The sequence below is a fragment of the Magnetococcales bacterium genome (assembly GCA_015231175.1).
GTDB lineage: Bacteria > Pseudomonadota > Magnetococcia > Magnetococcales > DC0425bin3 > HA3dbin3.
On the sequence record JADGBZ010000005.1, the window covers coordinates 1 to 22,859 of the forward strand.

The window sequence follows — 22,859 nt, forward strand, 5'->3', positions numbered from 1 at the left end:
GAAGGTGTCGTAACTGCGTCCGCCCGGGTGGACCACATGATAGGTGCAGCCACCAACGGCGCGTTTGTTCCAGGTGTCGAAGAGATCGAACACCAGGGGGGAATGGACCTTGATGAGGGGGTGCATGGCGGAAGGGGGTTGCCAGGCTTTGAAACGGACCCCGGCGACGTACTCTCCGGCGGTGCCAGTATTGTTCATGGGGAGGAGGTGGCCATTGCAGGCAACCTGGTAACGATCCGGGGGGAGGTTGGCGATGCGGATCTGGATGCGTTCGGCGGAGGAGTCCACAAAACGGGTGGTTCCCTGGCGGCTGAGCTCCTCGCCGAGGACGTGCCAGGGCTCCAGCGCCTGCCGCAGTTCAAGATGGACTCCCTGTATTTGGACCTCGCCTATTTTGGGGAAACGAAATTCGAGAAAGGGATCCAGCCAGGCATCCTGGAATGGATAACCGGCTGCCCGCAGTTCGGCGGCCACCTCGGCCACGTCCCGGGCGACGTGATACGGCAGCATGAAACGGTCATGCAGGGTCGTGCTCCAACGCACCAGAGGGATGCGATAGGGCTGCTGCCAGAATCGGGCGACCAAAGTCCGGAGCAACACCATCTGGACCAGGCTCATCCTGGCATGCGGGGGCATTTCAAAGGCGCGCAGTTCCAGTAAGCCGAGACGGCCTGTGGGGCTGTGCGGGGCGTAGAGTTTGTCGATGCAAAACTCTGCCCGGTGGGTGTTGCCGGAGATGTCCACCAACAGGTGGCGCAACAGCCGATCGGCAAGCCAGGGTTGGTCGCTTTCGCCGTTGGGAATCTGACTGAGGGCGATTTCAAGCTCGTGGAGATAGTCGTCGCGGCCTTCATCGACACGCGGCGCCTGGCTGGTGGGGCCGATGAAAAGGCTGGAAAAGAGGTAGGAGAGCCCTGGGTGGTGCTGCCAATAGGTGATCAGACTGGCGAGCAGGTCGGGGCGCCGCAACAGGGGGCTGTCGGCAGGGGTCGGTCCCCCCAGGGTGACATGGTTGCCGCCGCCGGTGCCGGTGTGGCGGCCATCCAGCAAAAATTTTTCCGTCGCCAAACGGGCGTTGCGAGCCTCTTCGTAAAGCACGGTCGTGCAGTGGACCAGGTCGGCCCAATGGTGGGCGGGATGGATGTTGACCTCGATGACCCCGGGGTCCGGGGTGACATAAAACTTGTTGAGACGCCAATCTTCCGGGGGTGGATACCCCTCCAGAAGGACTGGGATGGCCAACTCTTGGGCTGTGGCCTCGATGGCTTCGACCACGGCCATGAACCCCTCCAGATGGGTCAAGGGTGGCAGAAAGATGCACAGACGCCCCTCCCGGGGTTCGATGCAAAGCGCCGTGCCGATGAAATCAGCCAGCAGGGCTGCCGCGACCGGTTGCTGTGCCGGCAGGGGTTCCCTGGGTTCAAAAGCGCACCGTTCGGGAGGTGAAGGTCGCTTCTCCGGAGGCGTGGCGTGCAACGATTGCAGGGGGAGCCGCAAGCCCATGGGGGAGTCGCCGGGAATCAGAAAAAGGTGCCCCTGACGTGTTTGCCACAGGCAACTGATCCAGCGGGATGCGTGTGGATCCCAGGCCAGGGGGAGGGCAAAACCCACCGGATTTTGCAACCCCTGGGACAGGATACGCGCCAGGCGTTGCCGGTCCAGGGAGTCCTTCAGAGAGGCTTGCAGGGGATCGACGCCCACGGGGAGGGAGTACTCCTGCCAGATGTGATAGATCGGGTCTTCGTAGGCGGGGGTGAGGGCCGATTCAATACCACCCAGCCGGGCGGCCAACCTTTGGGCGAAGCGTTGGGCGGACGCGATATCCTGACCATCGTTGCGGGTGGGGTCTCCCTGGAGGTCGGGGTGGTGCCAGAGAGGCTGGCCGTCGGTTCGCCAGTAACAGGCGTAACGCCAACGCGGCAGCTCCTCCCCGGGGTACCACTTGCCCTGGGCGAAGTGCAACAGGGATCCGGTGGCAAAACGCCGGGCCAATCGCAACAGCAGATCGTGGGCTCGCTCCCGTTTGTGGGGACCGTCGGCTGCCGTCGTCCACTCCGGGCCGTCCATGTCGTCGATGGAGACGAAAGTGGGTTCCCCCCCCATGGTGAGGCGGATGTCGTTGGCCACGATTTCCTCATCCACCTGCTCCCCCAAGGCCAGAATGGCCGACCACTGGTCATCGGTGTAGGGTTTGGTGACGCGGGGATCTTCCTGGATACGGGTCAAGGTGTTGGCGTGGTGGAATGTGACCTCGCAAGGATCGCTGTTGCCGGTGACGGGCGCGGCGTTGCGAGGATCCGGCGTACAGGCCAGGGGAATATGCCCCTCTCCGGCGAAGAGGCCTGAGGTGGGATCCATGCCAATCCAGCCGGCCCCGGGCAGATAGACCTCACACCAGGCGTGCAGATCGGTAAAATCGGCGGGGGGGCCGGAGGGTCCGTCCAGGGATTTGACATCCGAGACCAGTTGGACCAAATATCCGGAGACAAAACGGGCGGCAAGTCCCAGCCGGCGCAGGGCCTGCACCAGCAGCCAGGCGGTATCCCGGCAGGAACCGGTTCCCTTGGCAAAGGTCTCCTCACAGGATTGGATCCCGGGCTCCATGCGGATGGTGTAACCGATCTTCTTTTGCAGCGCTTGCAGGGTTTCGGCGAGAAAATCAATGGTGGGACGAGGTTTTTGGTTCAGGTTTTGCAGCCATTTTTCCAGGTGCGGGCTGGTTTCTCTGACCTCAAGATAGGGTTGCAGCTCCTTCAGGAGTTCTTTTTCGTAGGGGAAAGAAAATGTGCGGGCCGACTCTTCCAGGAAAAAATCGAATGGATTGATGGTGACCATGCGGGCCACCACCTCCACGTCGATGCTCAGTTCCCGGCAGAGTTCCGGAAAGACCACCCGGGCAAGAAAATTGCCGAAAGGATCCTGCTGCCAATTGATGAAATGGGGCTCCGGTCGGATCTTCAGGGTGTAGGAGTCGATGGGCGTGCGGCAATGCGGCGCCGGACGCAGGCGGATGACGTGAGGCGAAAGGGAGACAAGGCGGTCGAATCGATAAGAGGTTTGATGGCGGATGGCGACACGGATGGTCATGGGAAACAGCCTCGTCAAGTCTCAGGAGTGGTCTTTGAGTTTTTCCCAGTTGAACGGGGGGAGTCCGTGGAAGATGCGTTCCAGGCCCTTGTGCCAGTGCTTGCACAGGGAGAGCAGATAGGGGTTGTCCTGTCCGAGACGGGCCTGGGTGCCGCCGTCGAGTTGACCAGAGTGGAGCATGAGCAGGTCGATGGGTGGACCGACCGTCAGGTTGGAACGCATGGTGGAGTCCAGAGAGACCAGGGCGCAGCGCGTGGCGTCGTCGATGGACATCCCGACGTGTACGATCCGGTCGAGGATGGGTTTGCCGTATTTGGTTTCACCGATCTGAAGGAAAGGGTGATAGGGGGAGGGAGCGATGTGGTTCCCTTCCGGGTAGATCAGAAACATGGCGTGCCGGGCCGAGCCGATCTGGCCGGCCAGAATGAAGGTGGCTTCAAAGCGCACGGAGGAGTCTTGTCGATCCTCGGATCGTTTTTGTACATCGAGGCTGACCGAGCCGAGATAGTCGGCGGCGGCATGCATGTCCACCACGGTGCGCAGGCTGGTTTTGCACTCCGGATTTTCGCTGTCCAGGAAGAGGCGGTGGACCACTGCCTGTGTCGTGGCCAGATTGCCCGAGGAGAGCAGGACGAACTGGCGTTCCCCTTTCCAAACGAAGGTGAACATTTTGGGATAGGAACCCACCTGGTCCACACCGGCATTGGTGCGTGAGTCGGAAGCGAGTATCATGCCCTCGTTGAGTTGAATGCCGACGCAATAGGTCATAACGCCTCGTCTATGCCTGGAATGGAGTTGTTGCCGGAAGAGTGCTGAACAGCGACTATTTGACCATGGAGAGCGGAAAGTTGCCCGAGCAGGAAAATCTGGAACCAGGATATCAGGAAGCTTTTGGTGGCGATGGTACGCTCCAGGCCCATTGGCGGAAATTTTTTGATTTTCTCTATGCCGGTGGACCCGATCTGCCCCAGCGGTTGGAAGAGGATGCCAGGCGTTTGCTGCGGGAATCCGGCGCGACCTACAATATTCGGGCAGGGCAGTTCAGCCGGCGCCATGTCTGGCCGTTGGATCCGGTGCCGTTGATCATGGACGCCGATCTCTGGGAGCGGCTCTCCGTGGGTTTGACGCAACGCCATCAGCTCCTTTCGCTGCTGTTGCAGGATCTGTATGGTCCGCGCCGTTGCATCCACGAAGGCATTCTGCCGGCAGAGGTGGTTTACGGTTGGTCGGGCTTTTTGTTGTCCTCCTATGGCCGCAATACAGGGCAGACGCCGGCTTTGCCATTTTATGCCGCGGATATGGGACGCGATATGTCTGGACGTTTTCTGGTTCTTTCGGACCGGACGCAGGCCCCTTCCGGACATGGGTACGTGTTGCAGAATCGGCGGGTCATGGGGCGGCTGTATGGCAGCACCGGGCAGTTGGCCAACATTCCGCCGCTGTTGCCCTTTTTCCGGGCCATGCGCTCGGATCTGGTGTCTCTGACGCCGTACTCCAAGCAGGAGGCCCATGTGGTGCTTCTGACGCCAGGGCCGGGTTACGAGACACACTACGAACATACCCTGCTGGCCCATTTTTTGGGATTGACCTTGGCCCAGGGAGATGATCTGGCCGTGCGTCATGGCCGCCTGTGGCTGAAAACCCTGGATGGGTTGATGCCTGTCGAAGTGGTGCTGCGCCGGGTTGATGAGACCTGGTGCGATCCTCTGGAGTTGCGGGAGGATTCGATGTTGGGGGTGGTGGGGTTGACCCAGGTGGCCCGGGCAGGACGGGTGGCCATGGCCAACGTTCTCGGGAGCGGCGTTCTGGAAACCCTGGCCATCCAGGCTTATCTGCCCCGCCTTGCCAACTATTTTCTTGGCGCGGATCTGCTTCTGGCGAGTCCCCGCACCTGGTGGTTGGGTGATCCGGTTCAACGAGCCGAGGCTGTGGCGCGTTGGTCCGAGTTGACGATCCTGCCTCTGGCCTATGATCCGGTCTATCCGATATCCGGCAATGCTTCGGTTGCAGCACTCTCCAGGGAACAGGTTCTCGCGATGCCGCACCGCTTTGTTGCCCGGGAGAGTTTTATCCCATCCCGGGCGCCCTGCATCCATGCTGGCCAGCTTGGTCACCAACCGGTCCTCATTCGCGCCTATCTCTCCAGCGATGGGCAACATGCCCGGGTGATGCCGGGGGGATTGGCGCGCGTTGCCACGGGACATAGCGGTTCTCTGGCTTTTTCCCCCACGCAGGGGGGGGTTGCCAAGGATATCTGGATTGTTGCCGCGCAGCCTTTTGAACAACGTGAGACCCTGGTCAGCACGCCCATTCTGAATCCGGCGCCGCTGGTCGGCGTTCCCAGCCGGGTGGCGGAAAACCTGTTTTGGATCGGGCGTTATGCGGAGCGGGCTGAAGGAACGATTCGTTTGTTTCGTGAGTTCATGGCCTTGGATACGGAGGAGAACTCCTTGACCTCCCGGCAGCGTGACCTGTGCCGCCGGCTGCTTTTGACCACCTTCACCCACGTCACGGCCACCTACCCCGGGTTTACGGGCGAGGAGGGGGCTTATGCCCTCTCCGATCCATTTTCCGAACTTTTTTCGACTCTCCTGACTCCCGAACGGGTCGGCAGTCTGGCCTTCTCTCTGCGATCCATGATTCATGCGGCTTTTTCGGTGCGTGATCGTCTCTCGACCGATACCTGGGAAGTCCTGGACGGCATCTCCCAGGCCTTGGACGCCCTGCAAGGACGCATGCCCCGGAATCTTGGAGGGCTCTTCTGGGAGACCGGACCTCTGCTGCAGGGATTGACCGCTTTTTCCGGCCTGACCTGGGAAAATATGAATCGTGACCTGGGGTGGCGGTTCCTTGATCTGGGGCGCCGCCTGGAACGCAGCATGTTTTTGGCGCAGGTCTTGGAAACCACCCTGGCCGAACCGGTGGAAGAGAGCAGTGAGACGGCCATCATGGAGCGGTTGCTCAACGTCAACGACAGTCTGACCGCCTTTCGCATGCAGTTCCAGACCACGATGGAACTCTCTCTGGTGCTGGAAAAGTTGTTGCAGGATGATACCAATCCACGTTCGCTGGTGTTTCAGTTGACTCTGATGGAGAACCATGCGGCAGCCATTCCACGCAGCCCGCACCAGAATCTCTACCGCACCCATTTGGGCAGGGTGGTCTTCGAGACCCTTGCCGCCGTGCGCCTGGCAGATCCCGGGGAGCTGATCCGCGTGACCGAAGCGGGGGGGCAGAGGGAGAAACTGATCGACTTGACGGGCCGCATCCGGAAACTCCTGCCACTCTTCTCCGAAACAGCCTCCAACAGTTATTTTCGTCATGCCGACCCTCCCCACCACTTGTTCAGAGCCAACAGGAATGCCAGGTGATGAACTACCGCATCACGCATACCACCCGCTACATCTACAACGAGCCGGTGACGATTGGCCATAACCGTATTCATCTTAAACCGATGAATTTTCCTGGACAGCGTTGTCACCGCTTTGAGCTGACGGTACGTCCCGAACCGACGACATTGCAGGAGTTCGAGGATTTTTTCGGCAACACGGTCCATTACTTCGAAATTCTTGAACCTCATGAGGCCCTGCACATCAAAAGCACCAGTCAGGTAACCCGCGAGCCTTTTGTGGTGCATGATTTTTCCGCCTTTCCAGCCTGGGAGCAGGGGTGCCCGGGTCGTCCGGAAGCCCATGACGAGGTGCGCCGCTGGGCCATTTTTGCCATGGATTCCCCCATGGCGCCGCGTGGTGTCGATTTGTCCGACTTTGCCCGTCCCGACTTTCCGCCGGGGCGATCCCTGGTTGAGGCGGCCCTGGCTTTTACCCAACGGCTTTACCAGGATTTCAAATATCGACCCGGCAGCACGACCATAGCTACCCCGATCGAACAGGTTTTGCGGCAGCGTTGCGGGGTGTGCCAGGACTTTGCCCATCTGGCCCTGGGAGCCTTGCGCTCTCTGGGACTCTGTGTGCGCTATGTCAGCGGCTACCTGGAGACCGATCCCCCTCCGGGAATGCCACGTCTGGCCGGAGCGGATGCCTCGCATGCCTGGTTCGCCCTCTTTGTCCCCGGCATGGGGTGGGTGGACTTCGACCCTACCAACGGCATCATTCCCTCCACACGCCACATCACGGTGGCTGTGGGGAGGGATTACACCGACGTTCCCCCGGTCAAGGGGGTGGTGTTGGGGGGGCGTGAGCATGTCTTGAAGGTCTCCGTCGATGTGTTGCAGGATGATTTCCAATCATCAGGGGGCCTTGCATAGCCCCCGGTTGAGTGTCCCAGTCGGGTGGCCCGGTCGAGTGTCCCGGTTGGGTGGGGAGATGGATGCGGGTGGGTTCACGTTTGAGTCTGTTCGGAGCGGTCGGTTCCTTCTGTTTGGGCAGGCAGGGTGTTGAAGTAAGTCTTGCCGATGCTGCCATGAAGATGGCCCAGGTGGATTTGAAGTTTGTCCAAAAATTCGTGCAATCCTCCTTCTTCGGCCAATCCCTGTACATCGGCCAGATAGATCTCCTGTTCGATGGCTTTGATGACCGTTTGGGCTGTTGTATCCCGGCGCAGCTTGGCCAGGCAGTTTTCCACGCCATCGATGCAGTAACGGAACGTGCGCGGAAACTGGCGATCCTTGAGGAGGAACGCCAAAACCTCCGGCCCGCGCACACGCGGTTCCACCCGCCGGCGATACATCTGGTCTCCCGACAGGGAGCGCAGTACGGTCAGCCACACGGCGTTGCGCAGGGGAAGATCCATCTGTTTCCAGCTCTCCAGCATGCCGGCTCCCCGCACATCCAGGATGCGGGTGATCATGTCGGCTCGTTCCAGACAGCGTCCCAATCGGAACATGTGAAAGGCGTCATCCCGGCACATGGTGCTGTCCAGCAGTCCTGTCAATTTCAGGCAGGCATCGATGATGCCTTCCAGAAAAGCATGACGTTGGGCGGCTGGTATGTCGCTGTGCAACAACTCCTGGGTGTGGATGGTGAAGGTGTTGAGCGTTTCCCACGCCTCCCGGGGGAAAAGCTCCCGGGTGCTGCGCATGTTTTCCCTGGCCAGACGCAGGGAAGAGAGGATCGAACTGGGATTTTTTGCATCGGCGATCAAAAACTGCACCACGATGGTTTCGTCGATCGTTGCATGGAGTTTGGCAAAATATTCCCTGCTGCCGGTGATTGCGATCAACTGAAACCAGTCCAGGGGACGAACATGGCTGATGGGGGCGATGTCCAGCATCGTTTGGTTGGTCGCGATCACGAGGCGGGCGGTACCCTCCACCCTTTCCAGATAGCGGGCCATCCAGTAGATGTTTTCAGCGACCCTGGAAAGCATTACGATCTCCTTTCATCCAGTATCCAGGTATCCTTGCTCCCCCCCCCTTGCGAGGAGTTGACCACATAGGAACCCCGCCGCAGTGCGACCCGGGTCAGGCCTCCCGGCGTGACGTAGGATTTGCGTCCGCTGAGAATGAAAGGACGCAGATCCATGTGGCGTGGCTCCAGGCGGTTTCCGACCAGCGTGGGCGCTGTTGAGGGGGTCAAGGTTTGTTGGCCAATGTAGTTGCGTGGGTTGGCACGGATCCGCGCGGCGAAGGTGGTCCGTTCTGCCGGTGTGGCGTGCAATCCCATGAGCATGCCGTAACCGCCCGACTCGTTGGCGGGTTTGACCACCAGTTTGTCCAGGTTGGCCAGCACATGTTGACGCTCCTGGGGTATGTGACACCGCCAGGTGGGGACGTTGGGAATGATGGGCTCCTCCGCCAGATAGTATTGAATGATGTCAGGCATATAGGAGTAAACCACCTTGTCATCCGCCACGCCGGTTCCCGGAGCGTTGGCCAAGGCGACCTTGCCCTGACGCCAGGCGTTGATGATGCCGGAAACGCCCAGGGTCGAATCGGGTCGAAACACCAGGGGATCGATGAACTGGTCATCGATGCGGCGGTAGATCACGTCCACCCGTTCCAGGCCATGGATGGTCTTCATGAACACCTGGTCATCCTCTCCCACCATCAAATCCCGGGACTCCACCAGGGGAACGCCCATTTGTTGAGCCAGGTAGGCGTGCTCGAAATAGGCGGAGTTGTAGATACCCGGGGTCAACACAACCACGTTCGCTTTGTCGCCGGGACGTGGGGTGAGAGAAGCCAGCAACTCGTAAAGCTGGCAGGGATAGTCATCGACCGGGCGTATGGTGTGGTCCCGGAACAGCTCCGGGAAGACCCGTTTGGTCAGCATGCGATTTTCCAGCATGTAGGAGACGCCGGAGGGAACCCGCAAATTGTCCTCCAGGACATACATGGTGCCATCCCGATCCCGCAGCAGGTCACTGCCGCACAGGTGGGCCCAAACGCCATATTTGGGCCGCACCCCCACCAGCGCGGGTAGAAAATTGACGGACTCTGCCAGTACCTCTTCCGGAAACCGTTTGTCCTGGATGATTTTTCGATCATTGTACAGGTCGTCGATGAAGGCATTCAGGGCATAGGCACGTTGGACCAGGCCCCTCTCCAATTTTTCCCACTCCTTGGCATCGATGCAGCGGGGGATGATGTCGAATGGCCAGGCCCGGTCGATGTTTTCCCCTTCCGAGTAGACCGTAAAGGTGATCCCCAGGTTGCGGATGGCGACATCCGCAGCGCTTTGCCGACGGGTCAACTCCTCCACGCCAAGATTCTCGATAAATGGCATCAAGGGTTGCTGATCGTTCCGGCACTCCTTGGCCTGCATCAGGAGCTCATCAAACACACCAGGGGCCTTATAGAAAGTTCTTTCGATTTGTGGCAGTGCAAGGTTGCTCATGGGGGCCTCACAGTGTTGAATTGAACCAGGGCATGGTCTTTTTTTGATCATGGACTGCCTGTTAAAAAGGCATTTTTATCCGGATGGTTCATTAAGTTGCTTAAAATGGCACTGAATAGTCACCATCACAGTGATAATGGCAAACTGTGGGCCAATGAATGACCGGTTGACGCATCGTTAAGAAATCATTTACATGCATGATTTAAAAAAATAATAAGGGTATATTGATTTTTTTGTGACAACTGTGTAGTGTCGCGCAGAGATGAAAGGTTCCATCACCCAACGGGAGGATCATGTTGCCATGTCCAAAGCATTGCGTTATCTGGCTGGTGTGCGTCCTGACGCAGCCCAGAATCTCATGGGTTTTTACAAGCACAGCGTGCAGGCCCTGGATGACAAGACCCGGCATTTGATTCAGATTGTGACCAAGGTGGCTGTCGGTACCGAGCGGGGATTGCGTCAGTACGCACCCAAAGCGCTCAAATCTGGAGCCACCCGGGAGGAGATTCTGGATGCCGTCCTGATGGCATTTCCTGCCTCCGGTTTGAACAAGATGCTGGATGCCATCGATGTCCTGCGCGATCTGGATTTGTTGCCGCCCCTGCCTGATGAAGCGTCACCCTCTCCCCCGGAGAGTTCGCTTCTGGGGCCTTTGAGCAGTTTCCCGGAGCGCAAGATGCAGTGCGTCAATCGGCGCGATGGTGATTTGATCGTTTATCGAACAGGTCCAGATACGGTGCGTGTCTATGCCAACCGTTGTCCGCACTCCAAGGCCCCTCTATGCAAGGGGGTGGATCATGGCACAACGGTGGAGTGCCGGATCCACAACTGGCAATTCGATTTGGCCTCCGGGGCTTGTCTGGGGCCGGATCCCGCCGGTAAGCCCGGCTTGACATCGGTTGCGGTCAAAATCGTCGATGGACAGGTGACCCTGGTCTGACAGGCCTTGTGCGGAGTTGATGTGCGATCACGGCCAGACGGGTCACCCGAGGTCTCTCGGTGTCACTGGACCAGCCGGTAGCCGATGCCGGTTTCCGTCTGGATGTGTTTGGGATTGGCGGGTTCGTTTTCAATCTTGCGGCGCAATCCAGCCATGAAGACACGCAGGTAGTGCGGGCGATCCACATAACCTGGGCCCCAGACATCCCGCAGGATTTGGCGGTGGGTCAGAACCTTTCCGATGTTGGTGACGAGAAGGGTCAGGATCCGGTATTCGGTAGGGGTCAGATGGATTGTCTTTTTGGCCCGGGTGACACGGCGGCGGATCATATCGACGCGAATATTGCCAAAATCGACAACGCTGTTGTTTTCGGCAAACCCCTCGCCCTTGTGCTGGGTACGGCGCAGCACGGCGCGGATACGGGCTTGGAGTTCCGGTACCCCGAACGGCTTGGTCAGGTAGTCGTCCGCCCCGGCGTCCAGGGCGGCCACCTTCTGGAGCTCCTCGGTGCGCACGGACAAAACCAGGATGGGGATGTCGCACCAGGGGCGCAGCTCGTGTATCACATTGATGCCGTCCCGGTCAGGCAGTCCCAGATCGAGGATGATCAGGTCGGGTTGACGTGAGACCACTTCCATGAGTCCCTGCGCGGCGGTTTCCGATTCCCATACTTGGAAACCCAGGGTTTCCAGGGCTATGGCGACGTAGCGGCGAACCAGGGTCTCGTCTTCGATCAGGACGGCGCGGTGCAACAAGTCGCTCATGGAAGCCTCTCTGCATCCAGGGTGGAGAAGGGAGAGTTGCCGACGGGGAGAAAGAACTCAAACCTTGCTCCCCCCCCCTGTTGGTTACTGGCTTGGATGGCTCCTCCATGGGCTTCGATCACGGCCCGAACGATGGACAAACCCAGCCCAACGCCGCCTGTGCCGGCCTTTGACCTGCCATGCATGAATTTTTCAAAAATGGCCTCTTCCTGACCGCGAGGCAGACCGGGACCATTATCGGAAACGGTCACGACCAGCCTGTCACCCTTGATATGGGCCGCGATGTCGATACGGCTGCCGACCGGCGTATGACGGGCGGCATTTTCAAGCAGATTGCAAAAAACGCGCTCCATGAGCATGGCGTCCATCTCCAGCAGGGGCAGCTCTTCATCCGAGTGGACCTGCACCTGATATCCGCTCAGGACAATGGCCGCGGTCTTGATGGCGGAGCCAATGACCTCCTCCAACAGTTGCCACTCCTTGTGCAGCAAGGCATGGCCCTTGTGCAGGCGCGCCATGTCCAGCAGCTTGTCGATGTCCGACAGAACCAGCCGCATTTGATTGCGCATGGTATTCAACAGGTCATTGTGGATTTCGGACAAGGGGGGATGCCTCAACTGCATGGTGTCGGCAATACCGGCCATGGCGGCTATGGGGGTTCGCAGATCGTGGGAGAGACTGGACAGCAGAGCGTTGCGTAATCTCTCCGCTTCAATCTCCAGTGCGGTTTGTTGAACCTTGGTGGCAAAACTCAATCGTTCCAAAGCCAAGCCAACGAGGGCGATACAGGTTTTCAGGAGCGATGTCTGTTCGGGTGACAGTTCATCGTGGGATGCGTGCAAGGTCAGCACGAGAATGCCATGATTTTTCTTGCTCCCGGGAAGAGGAATATAGAGGAGGCGATCATGTCGATGAAACAAGGCTCCGGCTGGTGCATCCTTCTTTTGTTCATAGACGGTTTGCGCCATACGGATATCCAGCGGCTCCTGATGATAAGAGTCTGAAAATAGCCTGTTATTGTGATCCGGCAAAATAATGGACGCTTTGGCGTTGAAGTTGACATCAGCAAAGTGACTGCACGGCGCGACAACCTGGTCTCGTGTCACGATGCCTGTCAATGCACTGGATAATTCATACAAAGACCGAATGCGGCGCTCCCTGTTTTCTGTAATCGCGACCTGAATATGCAATCCGGTCGTCAAATGGGTTGTGATCAGGGATATCGTTAGCATGAAGCCGAGAATCAACCAGTATTGCTGGTCGACAATATTGAATGATTGATGCGGCGGCACAAAGTAGTAGGCAAAAGCAAAAAGGCTGAGAATGGACACGAGTATGGACAATCTTCGGCCAATCTTGACCGCGACCAGGAAGACCAATAGCAGGTAGAGCACGAGAATGTTGGCCAGCATGAGATGGTGCGTCAGGGGAATCAGAGAGAGGGTCGTGACGCCAACGAGAAACCCCGCTGCGATACCATCCCTGGCAAAGTTCAGGAGTGCTGTCACGGAAGCTGGAACGGACATAAACTACCTGGCCTGTACAAGAAAAGCTTCGATTTGCAGCGTTCAGGGATTGCTCCTGACCTTGCCAAACTCTACATAAAGAAAATCAGTCCGGGAGGTATGGGTCAAGAGCCATTCGACCAGGAAAAAGTTTAAATCGACAACATACAAAACCTGATGGTCTTTGGACAGTTTGGCGGCCAGATCCTGCAAACGGATCAACAGCCGTTTGTGTTCTTCCGTGTGGACAGCCAGCTTTGGGTAGCCCACGCTACGCATCCAGGCCTCTTCCCCGGTGAAATGGTCCCGACAATAGGTGGTGAGGAAATGGATGGCCTGATCAATTTGTTGCCAGTCCTTAAGAGAGGGTTTGCGGGTGGAGAGTCCCTCGGCAAGAATGTTTAGGTCGATCACTTGTTCCAAAAGTTGCTGGTGTTCCTTGTCGATGCGCGGAATACCTGTCATGCGCAGGCGACTGCGCAAGGAGTTTCTGAAATCGGCCTGGGATTTTGTATCGGGGGATTTCGTTTTCTCCCTTTGCTGTGGGAGAGAGGCTGATGAAGACGCTTGAAGCGTTTTGGTCAACGGACCGACGCTCTCCTTTTCTCCACGGGAAAAACGGCCATAGGCCATATCCATCAAATTGATATGTTCAAAGAGCCACCCGACGACCAGATGCTGAAGGTCGATCACGTAGGAGATCGACTCCTCCCACATGCGTTTTTCCACTTCCAGAAGGGATTTGACGAAAGCTTGATGTGCTGCGATCTGCGGTTCCAGGCCGGGAAACGCGATTCTCCGCATGAAAGCCTCTTCTTCCTGAAAATGTTTGGTGGCATAGCGCTTCAGTTCGTTGATGGTGGCCCGCAGCGAGTCATGTTCTTCCTGCCCGGGGACTCCCTTTTGCAATTTTTTGACTTCGCTATACAGGGAAACCATGATCTCCACCAGTCCCTCATGCTGGGCGTGCATGTCAGGGACGCCGACATGACGCAATCGGCTGCGCATGGATTGACGGAAATCATCCACGGTAAACACGCGCAGGAAGCCATCGGAAGAATTTTGAGTTTCCTGAATCGGCATGTCTTTCTCCGTTACTGAACACATGGATGGCCTGTTGACCTTACAACTTCCCCGTTTTCGAATCAATAAATCCAACCCCATTGTACACGAAGGTGAATCCATTGCCAAACCGCAACTTCCCCGGCTGGATTCCGTTTGTTGCAGCGGCTTGACACTCCTTGTGAGCGCGTCGTTCCCTGGAGTGGGAGGCATCCTGATCTGACTTGATTATAAGCATGCATGCTCATTTATTGGGCTTCCAGGGGGAGCTGGTTGTGGCGTGTGTTGTTTAATATTTTGATATTGTTAAATATAATTTTTTGGCACGGTCTATGAATGGCACGCGAGTGTACGATGACAATCATTCAAGCCGGGTGGGTTCCCGGTGTGTCGTTGGGTTGGCGGTGGATCGGATGCAAAAGGCATTCCGTGCGAAGGAGTCGGATCATGGTCGTAAAACGGGTGGAATGGACACCCCATATGGCTGACATGGATGGTGCGGTTTTGGACACCCTTCTGGCGGCCCATATCGAATCCGATGGGGATTGGAACGTCAGCGGTTTTGGTCCGTTCAGACTGAAGAGCGCCTTTCAGCCCATATTCAGCCTCTCGCATCAGAAGCCAGCCGGTTTTGAGGGGCTCATCCGGGCCGTCGATCGTGGCAGCGAGCGAAAAGTGACGCCCAAGGCGTTGTTCGATCATCCCGAGTGCCGGGAAGGCATGGTCGAGTTGGATCGTCTCTGTCAAATGCTGCACATTCTGAATTTCCATGTCTTTGCGCCGGAGCGGGGATGGTTGTTTCTCAACCTGAATCCGCGTGTGGTGACGGAGGAGCCTGGTTTTGGCGCTCCTCTGATCACCTCTCTGCTTCAACGGTTGGGGATCCCCAATCACCGTCTGGTGATTGAGATACTGGAGAAGGAGATCGGTGACGAAGGGGTGCTGCAAGAGGCCATAACCCACTATCAGGAGAATGGTTGCCTGATTGCCCTGGATGATTTTGGCGCCGGGGAGTCCAACTTTGATCGGATTTGGCGCCTGCAACCGGAAATCGTCAAGCTGGACCGCTCCATCATCGTCAACTCGGTCCACAATCAAAAAGCGCGCCGGATGTTGCCCAGTCTGGTCTCCCTGATTCACGAGGCGGGTTGCCTGGCCCTTATCGAGGGGATCGAAACCCGCGATGAGGCCATGATTGCCATCGATTCGGAAGCCGATCTGGTGCAAGGCTACTATTTTTCCACTCCGGAGTGTGACCTGGATGCCCTGGAGGGAGCCGGGGAGAAACGGGTGGATTTTTTGACCCGGGAGTTTCGTGACACGGCCACCTTGGATGGTCGGCGGCAAATGCGTGACCTTTCCCGGTTTTTGGTGCCCTTTCTGGAGAGCTTTCGGCAAAGTGACAACGATGCCTCCATCGTATCCGGCTGCATGCGGTTCCTGGGCATGCAGGGGGTGATGCGCTGCTTTATTTTGGACGGTTATGGTCATCAGGTCGGTGAAAATCTGACCATGGAGTCGCCAGTCGGGAAGGTGGTGGAAAAGTACCACATCATGGCGGGCGTTCATGGGGCGGATTGGTCGCGGCGGCACTATTTTCGCCGGGCCATGGCTCGACCAGGCGAAGTCCAGGTGACGGACTCCTATCTTTCGTTGCCGGATGCCTGCATGTGCGTCACTCTTTCCCTGGCTCTGCCGCGCAGGGATGGGACGGTGCGCGTGGTCTGCGCCGACCTGGCCTGGGATGGGGCTGCCAATATTGCCAGCGGATCTGCCGTTCCCTGCCTGCCCAACCACGTCCGGGTGGACAGAAGGCACTCCTCATTCCGCCCCTTTGCGCTTGCCTCATGCCAGCTGTGACCGCATTTTTGCCGCATTGTTATGTTTCCACTGTTGATGTGGCTCGACCTCCTCTATAATCGGCGCAGTCAGGGGGGTGTCACCGGCCCCTCCGTGGTGTACACCCATTTGCGAGGAGGGAATCCATGCCACTGGTATCGATGCGGCAACTGCTGGATCACGCTGCGGAACACGATTACGGGCTCCCGGCCTTCAACGTGAACAACATGGAGCAGGCCCGTGCCATCATGCGGGCCGCGAACGATACGGACAGCCCGGTGATTTTGCAAGGAACGACCTCGGCGCGGCAGTATGCGGGGGAGGTGTTCCTGCGCCATCAAGTCCTGGCGGCCCTGGAGCTGTACCCGCACCTTCCCGTGGCTGTCCACCAGGATCACGGTCAGACGCCCCATGTCTGCCAGGCGGCCATTCGGAGCGGATTTTCCAGCGTCATGATGGATGGATCCTTGCTGGAAGATGGCAAAACACCCTCCACGTATGCCTATAACGTAGAGGTGACACGAAAAGTGGTGGAGCTGGCCCATGCGGTCGGCATTTCGGTGGAAGGGGAGCTGGGGGTCGTAGGTCCATTGCAAAGTGGTCACCCCACTGGAGACCAGGGCGGTCCGACTGCCAAGAACGACATGTTGACCGATCCAGAAGAGGCGGCGGCCTTCGTGAAGGCGACACATGTGGACGCCCTGGCCATCGCCATCGGCACCTCCCATGGCGCTTACAAATTTACCGCCAAGCCCACCAATGACCAGTTGCCCATCAGCCGCATCAAAGATATCGCCGCTCGCATACCCAATACCCACCTGGTGATTCATGGGGGCTCCACGGTGTCGGCGGACCTGGTGGCCATCATCAATGAGGGCGGCGGGGCCATCCCTGAAACCTACGGGACGCCTTTGGAGGAGATCATCGTCGGCATCAAATACGGCGTGCGCAAGGTGAACATCGACACCGATCTGCGCCTGGCCATGACCGGGGCTATCCGGCGGTATTTGTCCACCCATCGCCTGGAGTTTGATCCCCGCCAATACATGCGTCCAGCCGAAGATGCTGCCTACGCCGTTTGCAAAGCCCGTTACGAGGCCTTTGGTTCGGCAGGTTGGGGTTCCGGTATCAAGCCGATCACCCTGGAACGCATGGCCGAGCGGTATGCCGTTGGCATTCTGAACCCGCGTGTCGCCTGAACGAACCAAAATGTGGTGTGTGCGGTTGCCCGTTGGGTTGGCTCTGCCGGTCTTCGTGTTGCCTGAACGAACCAGAATGTGGCGTGCGCGGTTGCCCGTTGGGTTGGCTCTGCTGCTCTTCGTTCTGGCTGTCGGGCGGAGTGGGTGGGCGGCTGATGTCTCCTCCTGTCCGGTGGCGCGGGAGTTGGCAGCCAAGAGTATCGATCTCTACACCAACCAGCCGGAGAAGGGATTGCAGGGCTTGGAGCGGGCCCATGCCGAGTGCCCGGGTGATCTGGCGGTGGGCTACAATTTGGGCCTCGGCCACTACTTGCACAATCGCAAGGAAGATGCACGGGATGTCTGGCAGAAGACCCATGAAAAATTTCCGGAGCACCTGAAGACCCATGCCAACCTCGCCTGGGTTTATTTTGACCTGGGCGATGACGAAAGCGCCCACATCGAAGCTTTCAAGGGTTTGGATCGTTTCAAAAACAATCTCTCCCTGGCCCACACGAAAATTTACTCCCTGTTTCGCATGGGTCGCTACATGGAGGCCTACGACTGGTTGTACCGCGCCCACCTGGAAGGGGTGCGGGCGCAAACCTGGCGAGATCAGGCGGTGCGTTATGTCGTTGAAACCCTGTGGCGGAAATTTCGCCGGGGTGAGGGGATGGAAGCCGTTAAGCAGATGGTCAGCCAGGTGATCAAGGAGTATCCGGGTGAGCCGGCCTTTGTCGAGGCCAAAGATCGCCTGGTCGCCGCAGAGTTGGATCCCGATGCCGAGGTGCCGTTCTCCATCGCACTGCCCCATGAAGCATGGGCCCGCAGCGGGGATGTGGACGACCATCGCCACGTCCTGGATGATTTCATCGCTGCGTTGCCCCCCCTGGAGAAATGGCAGAAACGTGCCGATGCCTATGGTGTGTTCGTCGGGATCAGTCAATACAAAAAGGTTCGGGGTCGGCACTTCGCGGATCGGGATGCGAGCAACATGCGCACCCTGTTGACCCGCCGTGGACCGTTGCGGGACGATGACAACCACTTGCGCGTGCGCATCAACGAAGATGCCACTCTGCCCCGGCTCCGTCACGACCTGGAGTGGTTGGTGACACAGGGTCGTCTGGATCCCAACGCCATGCTGGTGTTCTACTATTCGGGCTTTGGCGCCCCTGGTTACAACGCCGGGCGGACCCAGGTCGAAGATGCTCTCCTGGTGCCGGTTGAGTTCTCCGGAAACGAGGTCAATACCGAGAATGCCATTTCCCTGATGGCCCTGAAAGAGACTTTGGAGAAGCTGCCCAATCGGGAGATCGTGGTATTGATCGACACCTGTTTCAACGGTTCGGAGAGTTGTGCCATCCGGCAGCCGTTCGAGGGGCCAAAACCTCCTGCCAATCTCTTCTTTTCCCCCAAGGCCTGGAGCGTTGCCGCCGTGGCAGGTGATGCCGACATCTATGGGCCGGGCCGTCAACGGGCCTTCACCTACTACCTTATGAAGGGGCTGCTCGGTGGCGCCGATGGCCGGGATGGCGGTGTCCGAGATGGTTGGGTCGATTTGCAGGAGGTGTTCAGCCAGTTGCAGGAGCAGATGCGCATCGACTACCCGGATGCAGACCCTTCCCTCTCCACTCCGGCCAAAATTCGTCTGGTCCGGACCGGAGGTGAAAAATGATGGGACGACTCCGGGGGGCGCCCCTGTTCCTGCTGGTTCTGTTATTGCCGTTGGCAGCTTCGGCTTTTCTCCTTAACGAGTGGGAGTTTATCGATACGGGCGGGGCTGGACGGAGGCCGCTTGATCATGTGACCCCTGGCCAGGGGTGGGTTGAACCGGTCAGTGGTATCGATTTTGCCTGGATTCCCCCCGGATGTTTCAAGATGGGGAGTCACCCGGAGACCGAAGACCGGGAGGTCGACGAAGGGCCTGTTCATGAGGTGTGCCTCTCCGGTTTTTGGCTGGCGCGGCGTGAGATCACCCAGGGACAGTGGCGGCTGATCATGCGCAACAATCCGGCCCATTTTCGCAACGGGGATGACTATCCGGTCGAGCAGGTGGCATGGGACGACATCGAGGGGTTTGTGGAAAAATTGAACCAGCTTTACACGGGTCGGGTGCGGTTCCGTTTGCCTGCCGAAGCCGAGTGGGAATATACCTGCCGCAATGGTGGGCAAAATGTTCGTTACGCGGGAGGCGGCGATCCGGATCAAGTGGCTTGGTATCGGGAGAACAGCCCCAACGGTACCCAGCGCACAGCTTCCCGTGGACCCAACCGTCTGGGATTGTGGGATATGAGTGGCAACGTTTGGGAGTGGACACAGGACTCCTACCAAAAGGATGCCTATGAGCACCACCAGCGCCATGACCCGTTGGTGGAAAATGCCACGCCCTATCGGGTGATCCGGGGAGGTGGTTGGAAATTTGGGGCTGACAGCCTGCGTTGCGCCAATCGGGGGTTCGAACTTTTTTCCACCAAACGCTCCGATGTCGGATTGCGGCTGGCAGGTGTTGAAAGTTTTCTGGAGAAGAAGGAACCCGTTGGCATCAGGGATCTGCCTTTCTAGCTGTTTTCGCGGGTGTGGAGAGAGTGTGCGGGTTTTCCTGGGAAGTGTTTGCCATAGCATCTTGCATGGGTGGTTCGGGGAGTATTAGAGTGACCCAGGTGCGGGCGGTCGATTGAGGAGAGGTGGATGTCCCGGATGGCGATTGTACCATGAGTGCTCTCGAAGTTGAGCTTTCCGTCTGCGCTGGTCTCTTTGCGCTTGGGTTGTCCGCTTTGGGCGCCAAGAGGAGCCCTTTCTGGTTTCGCTTGGTTTATGGCGGGTCGGCGTTGCTGAGCTTTGTTGCCGTTGTCGTCAGCCTGGTTTTTCTTTTGTCTGACCCGGTCCCCCTGAAGAGCGGTTTCCACCTGGGGTTGCCCTGGATTGGCGTTCAATGCCGGATGGATGCGCTGGGAGCGTTCTTTTTGCTGGTCGTCAACTTTGGCGGCGCCATGGCAAGTTTGTATGGCGTTGGCTACGGGGCGCACGAGGAGCGGCCCTTGCGCATCCTGCCCATGTATCCGGTCTTCCTGGCCGCCATGAACCTGGTCATCGTTGCAGACGACGCCTTTTCGTTCCTGTTCGCCTGGGAGTTCATGTCTCTGAGCTCCTGGAGCCTGGTTCTGGTGAACCATCGGTTGCAGGAGAATCGCAAGGCTGCTTTCGTCTACCTGGTCATGGCCAGTTTTGGCACGATGATGCTCCTGTTCGCTTTCGGCATCATGGCCGGCGACAAGGGGGACTACGCCTTCGATACCATGCGTGGCGGCACGCTGCCTGATTGGGGCGTCGCCGTGGTGCTGGTCCTGACACTTCTGGGTGCGGGTTCCAAGGCCGGTCTGGTCCCTCTGCACGTCTGGCTTCCCCTGGCGCATCCGGCGGCTCCGAGCCATGTGTCGGCATTGATGAGCGGGGTCATGACCAAGGTGGCGGTCTACGCCGCCATGCGCATCCTTTTCGATCTCTCCGGTCCCAATCCCTGGTGGTGGTCGGTCCCGGTGATGGTCACCGGCGGCGTCACGGCGTTTCTGGGTATCCTGTATGCGATCATGCAAAGTGATATCAAACGATTCCTTGCCTACAGCACCGTGGAGAACATTGGCATCATCTTCATCGGCATCGGGCTGGCCATGGCATTCCAGGCCAACGGACATGCCGAGGCCTCTGCCGTAGCCATGACAGCGGCCCTGTTTCACACTCTGAACCACTCGTTGTTCAAAAATCTTCTCTTCATGGGGGCCGGTGCGGTCCTGCATGCCACGGGTCTGCGTGATATCGAACGATTGGGTGGTCTGATCCACCGCATGCCCCGCACGGCGTTTTTGTTTCTGGTGGGAGCGGTCTCCATCTCGGCGTTGCCCCCCTTCAACGGGTTTGCGTCGGAATGGATGACCTTCCAGGCCATTCTGGCCAGTCCGGAATTTCCCCAGCCCTTGCTGAAATTTTTGGTTCCCCTGGTTGGCGCCGGGTTGGCGCTGACTGCTTCATTGGTCGCCACCGGCTTTGTCAAGGTTTATGGCACTGTCTTTTTGGGTCGTCCCCGGACGGATATGGCCAGGAACGCCCACGAGACCGATCCATTCTCCCTGAGTGCCATGGCCATATTGGCTGCCCTGTGCCTTTTGGTCGGCGTTGTGCCGACCCTGGTCGTGAAGGTCATCCTTGCAGTTCCCAGCCAACTGCTTGGGGCAACCCTGTCCAGCGGCTTGGGCGACTCCACCTTCGGTTGGATGTTCCTGGTGCCTTTTGGAGTGACCAAGAGTTCCTACAACAGCTTGGCCATCCTGTTTTTTGTTGCCCTGTCGTCCAGCATGGCGGCCTTGTTCATCCACAAGCGCGCCTCCAACGTTGTCCGGAAGGGGCCAGCCTGGGATTGCGGGTTTCCCGACCCTTCGACCATGAGCCAGTATACCGGCAACAGTTTCAGCCAGCCCATTCGTCGGGTGTTTGCAAGCGTTTGCTTTCGGGCGCGCGAAAAGGTTTTCATGCCGCGCCCGGGTGATCCCCGACCCGCCAGCCTGACCGTGACCATGCTGGATCCGATATGGGAGTTTATTTTTGCGCCGCTGGGGCGTTTTGTGGTGAGGTTTTCGATTCGGGCAGACAGGATGCACTTTTTGACCATACGTCAATTTCTGTCGATCATGTTTGCCGCGTTGATCCTTCTGCTCACGGTGGTTGCCATATGGCGATGATTGTCGAATTCATGGCCCAGGGTTTTCAGATTGCCCTGGTGCTCATGGTCGCTCCTTTGGTCATTGGGGTGGTGCGCAAGGTCAAGGCCCGTTTGCTGCGCCGCCGGGGTCCGCCAGTTTTGCAGCCCTACCGCGATCTGGCCAAGCTGCTCGCCAAAGACGCCCTGATGGCGGAGAATACCTCCTGGATCTATCGAACGGTTCCCTACATTCTGTTCGGGGTGACCTGGGTGGCAACCGCATTGATCCCGACCTTTACGACGAGCCTGACCTTTGGCTGGGCTGCCGATCTGGTTGCCATCGTTGCTCTGCTGGCAACGGGCCGGTTCTTTTTGGCCCTGGCCGGCATGGATGTCGGCACCAGTTTCGGCGGTATTGGTTCTTCGCGGGAGATGATGTTTGCCTCGTTGGCCGAACCAGCCATGCTGATGGTCGTTTTTACCGTCTCCATTCTGGTTGGTACGACCCAGCTCTCCCAGATTGCCCAGTTTTTAATCATTGAACACGTCGGGTTGCGGGTTTCTCTGGGACTTGCCCTCATGGCGTTGATCATTGTCGCCATCGCGGAAAATGGTCGCATTCCCGTGGACAATCCCGCCACCCATTTGGAACTGACCATGGTCCATGAAGCCATGGTTCTGGAATACTCCGGGAGGCATCTGGCCATGATCGAAATGGCCGCAGCCTTGAAACTGGTTCTTTTCCTCTCCATGGTTGCCAGCCTCTTCGTTCCTTATGGCATGGCGATCCCCGGTGGAAGCGTGCTGGATCTGGGTGTCGGCGTAGCCACTTATCTGGGCAAATTGCTGGTTGGCGCCGTCTTGTTGGCCATAGGGGAGACGGTTGTCGCCAAAATGCGGGTGTTTCGTGTGGCGGAATTTTTGACGATCGCCCTGGTCCTGGGAATTCTGGCAGTGGTTCTTCTGTTCGTCACGATAGGTATTTGAGAATGAA

At 58.2% G+C, this 22,859-nt stretch carries 16 protein-coding genes; 9 read left to right on the top strand and 7 right to left on the bottom strand.

Going from position 1 to position 22,859, the window contains the following annotated elements:
* Both HQL63_01765 and HQL63_01770 read right to left on the bottom strand, forming a co-directional pair.
* On the bottom strand, positions 1–3,087 hold a 3,087-nt coding region (locus HQL63_01765; GenBank protein MBF0175565.1), incomplete at its 3' end, for a transglutaminase family protein.
* Positions 3,088–3,108: 21 nt separating this feature from the next.
* Positions 3,109–3,855, bottom strand: a complete 747-nt coding sequence (locus HQL63_01770) for a peptidase (protein MBF0175566.1) — start codon at positions 3,853–3,855, stop codon at positions 3,109–3,111.
* A 41-nt stretch (positions 3,856–3,896) separates the two neighbouring features.
* On the opposite strand from HQL63_01770, the gene HQL63_01775 reads away from it, so the two are divergent.
* Positions 3,897–6,458 carry a circularly permuted type 2 ATP-grasp protein gene (locus HQL63_01775; protein MBF0175567.1) on the top strand — a complete coding sequence of 854 codons (2,562 nt, stop codon included), beginning with the start codon at positions 3,897–3,899 and terminating at the stop codon, positions 6,456–6,458.
* Positions 6,458–7,354, top strand: coding sequence for a transglutaminase family protein (locus tag HQL63_01780; protein ID MBF0175568.1), 897 nt, complete (start codon positions 6,458–6,460; stop codon positions 7,352–7,354). Before HQL63_01775 ends, HQL63_01780 begins: the two co-directional genes overlap by 1 nt.
* A 74-nt stretch (positions 7,355–7,428) precedes the next feature.
* Here the strand turns inward: HQL63_01780 and HQL63_01785 are convergent, their stop codons facing one another.
* Together HQL63_01785 and HQL63_01790 are read right to left on the bottom strand one after the other, a co-directional pair.
* Positions 7,429–8,415 (bottom strand): alpha-E domain-containing protein, encoded by a 987-nt coding sequence (locus HQL63_01785; protein ID MBF0175569.1) that lies wholly within the window; start codon positions 8,413–8,415, stop codon positions 7,429–7,431.
* The gene (locus tag HQL63_01790; protein ID MBF0175570.1) at positions 8,415–9,812 is read right to left on the bottom strand and encodes a circularly permuted type 2 ATP-grasp protein; all 1,398 of its coding nucleotides are present in this window, start codon (positions 9,810–9,812) and stop codon (positions 8,415–8,417) included. The genes HQL63_01785 and HQL63_01790 overlap by 1 nt, the downstream gene beginning before the upstream one ends.
* Before the next feature lie 373 nt (positions 9,813–10,185).
* Between HQL63_01790 and HQL63_01795 the strand changes: the two genes are divergently transcribed.
* Complete coding sequence (locus tag HQL63_01795; GenBank protein ID MBF0175571.1) at positions 10,186–10,824, top strand: Rieske 2Fe-2S domain-containing protein; 639 nt, start codon at positions 10,186–10,188, stop codon at positions 10,822–10,824.
* A 62-nt stretch (positions 10,825–10,886) separates the two neighbouring features.
* Here the strand turns inward: HQL63_01795 and HQL63_01800 are convergent, their stop codons facing one another.
* The 3 genes from HQL63_01800 to HQL63_01810 are packed head-to-tail and all read right to left on the bottom strand — an operon-like array spanning position 10,887 to position 14,176.
* Positions 10,887–11,588, bottom strand: a complete 702-nt coding sequence (locus tag HQL63_01800) for a response regulator (GenBank protein ID MBF0175572.1) — start codon at positions 11,586–11,588, stop codon at positions 10,887–10,889.
* On the bottom strand, positions 11,585–13,114 hold the full coding sequence (locus HQL63_01805) for a DUF4118 domain-containing protein (GenBank protein MBF0175573.1): 1,530 nt from the start codon (positions 13,112–13,114) through the stop codon (positions 11,585–11,587). Before HQL63_01805 ends, HQL63_01800 begins: the two co-directional genes overlap by 4 nt.
* 42 nt (positions 13,115–13,156) lie before the next feature.
* Positions 13,157–14,176: a hemerythrin family protein gene (locus tag HQL63_01810; protein MBF0175574.1), complete on the bottom strand. Its 1,020-nt coding sequence runs from the start codon at positions 14,174–14,176 to the stop codon at positions 13,157–13,159.
* A gap of 426 nt (positions 14,177–14,602) precedes the next feature.
* Between HQL63_01810 and HQL63_01815 the strand changes: the two genes are divergently transcribed.
* The 6 genes from HQL63_01815 to HQL63_01840 all read left to right on the top strand — a co-directional run bounded on the left by HQL63_01815 (position 14,603) and on the right by HQL63_01840 (position 22,852).
* Positions 14,603–16,015, top strand: coding sequence for an EAL domain-containing protein (locus tag HQL63_01815; GenBank protein ID MBF0175575.1), 1,413 nt, complete (start codon positions 14,603–14,605; stop codon positions 16,013–16,015).
* A 125-nt stretch (positions 16,016–16,140) separates the two neighbouring features.
* Complete coding sequence (locus HQL63_01820; GenBank protein MBF0175576.1) at positions 16,141–17,193, top strand: fructose-bisphosphate aldolase class II; 1,053 nt, start codon at positions 16,141–16,143, stop codon at positions 17,191–17,193.
* A gap of 10 nt (positions 17,194–17,203) precedes the next feature.
* On the top strand, positions 17,204–18,847 hold the full coding sequence (locus tag HQL63_01825) for a caspase family protein (GenBank protein MBF0175577.1): 1,644 nt from the start codon (positions 17,204–17,206) through the stop codon (positions 18,845–18,847).
* Positions 18,844–19,734 (top strand): formylglycine-generating enzyme family protein, encoded by an 891-nt coding sequence (locus HQL63_01830; protein ID MBF0175578.1) that lies wholly within the window; start codon positions 18,844–18,846, stop codon positions 19,732–19,734. The genes HQL63_01825 and HQL63_01830 overlap by 4 nt, the downstream gene beginning before the upstream one ends.
* A 149-nt stretch (positions 19,735–19,883) precedes the next feature.
* Positions 19,884–21,905, top strand: a complete 2,022-nt coding sequence (hyfB, locus tag HQL63_01835) for a hydrogenase 4 subunit B (GenBank protein MBF0175579.1) — start codon at positions 19,884–19,886, stop codon at positions 21,903–21,905.
* Positions 21,896–22,852 (top strand): NADH-quinone oxidoreductase subunit H, encoded by a 957-nt coding sequence (locus tag HQL63_01840; protein MBF0175580.1) that lies wholly within the window; start codon positions 21,896–21,898, stop codon positions 22,850–22,852. Before hyfB ends, HQL63_01840 begins: the two co-directional genes overlap by 10 nt.
* The last annotated feature ends 7 nt before the right edge of the window (positions 22,853–22,859 follow it).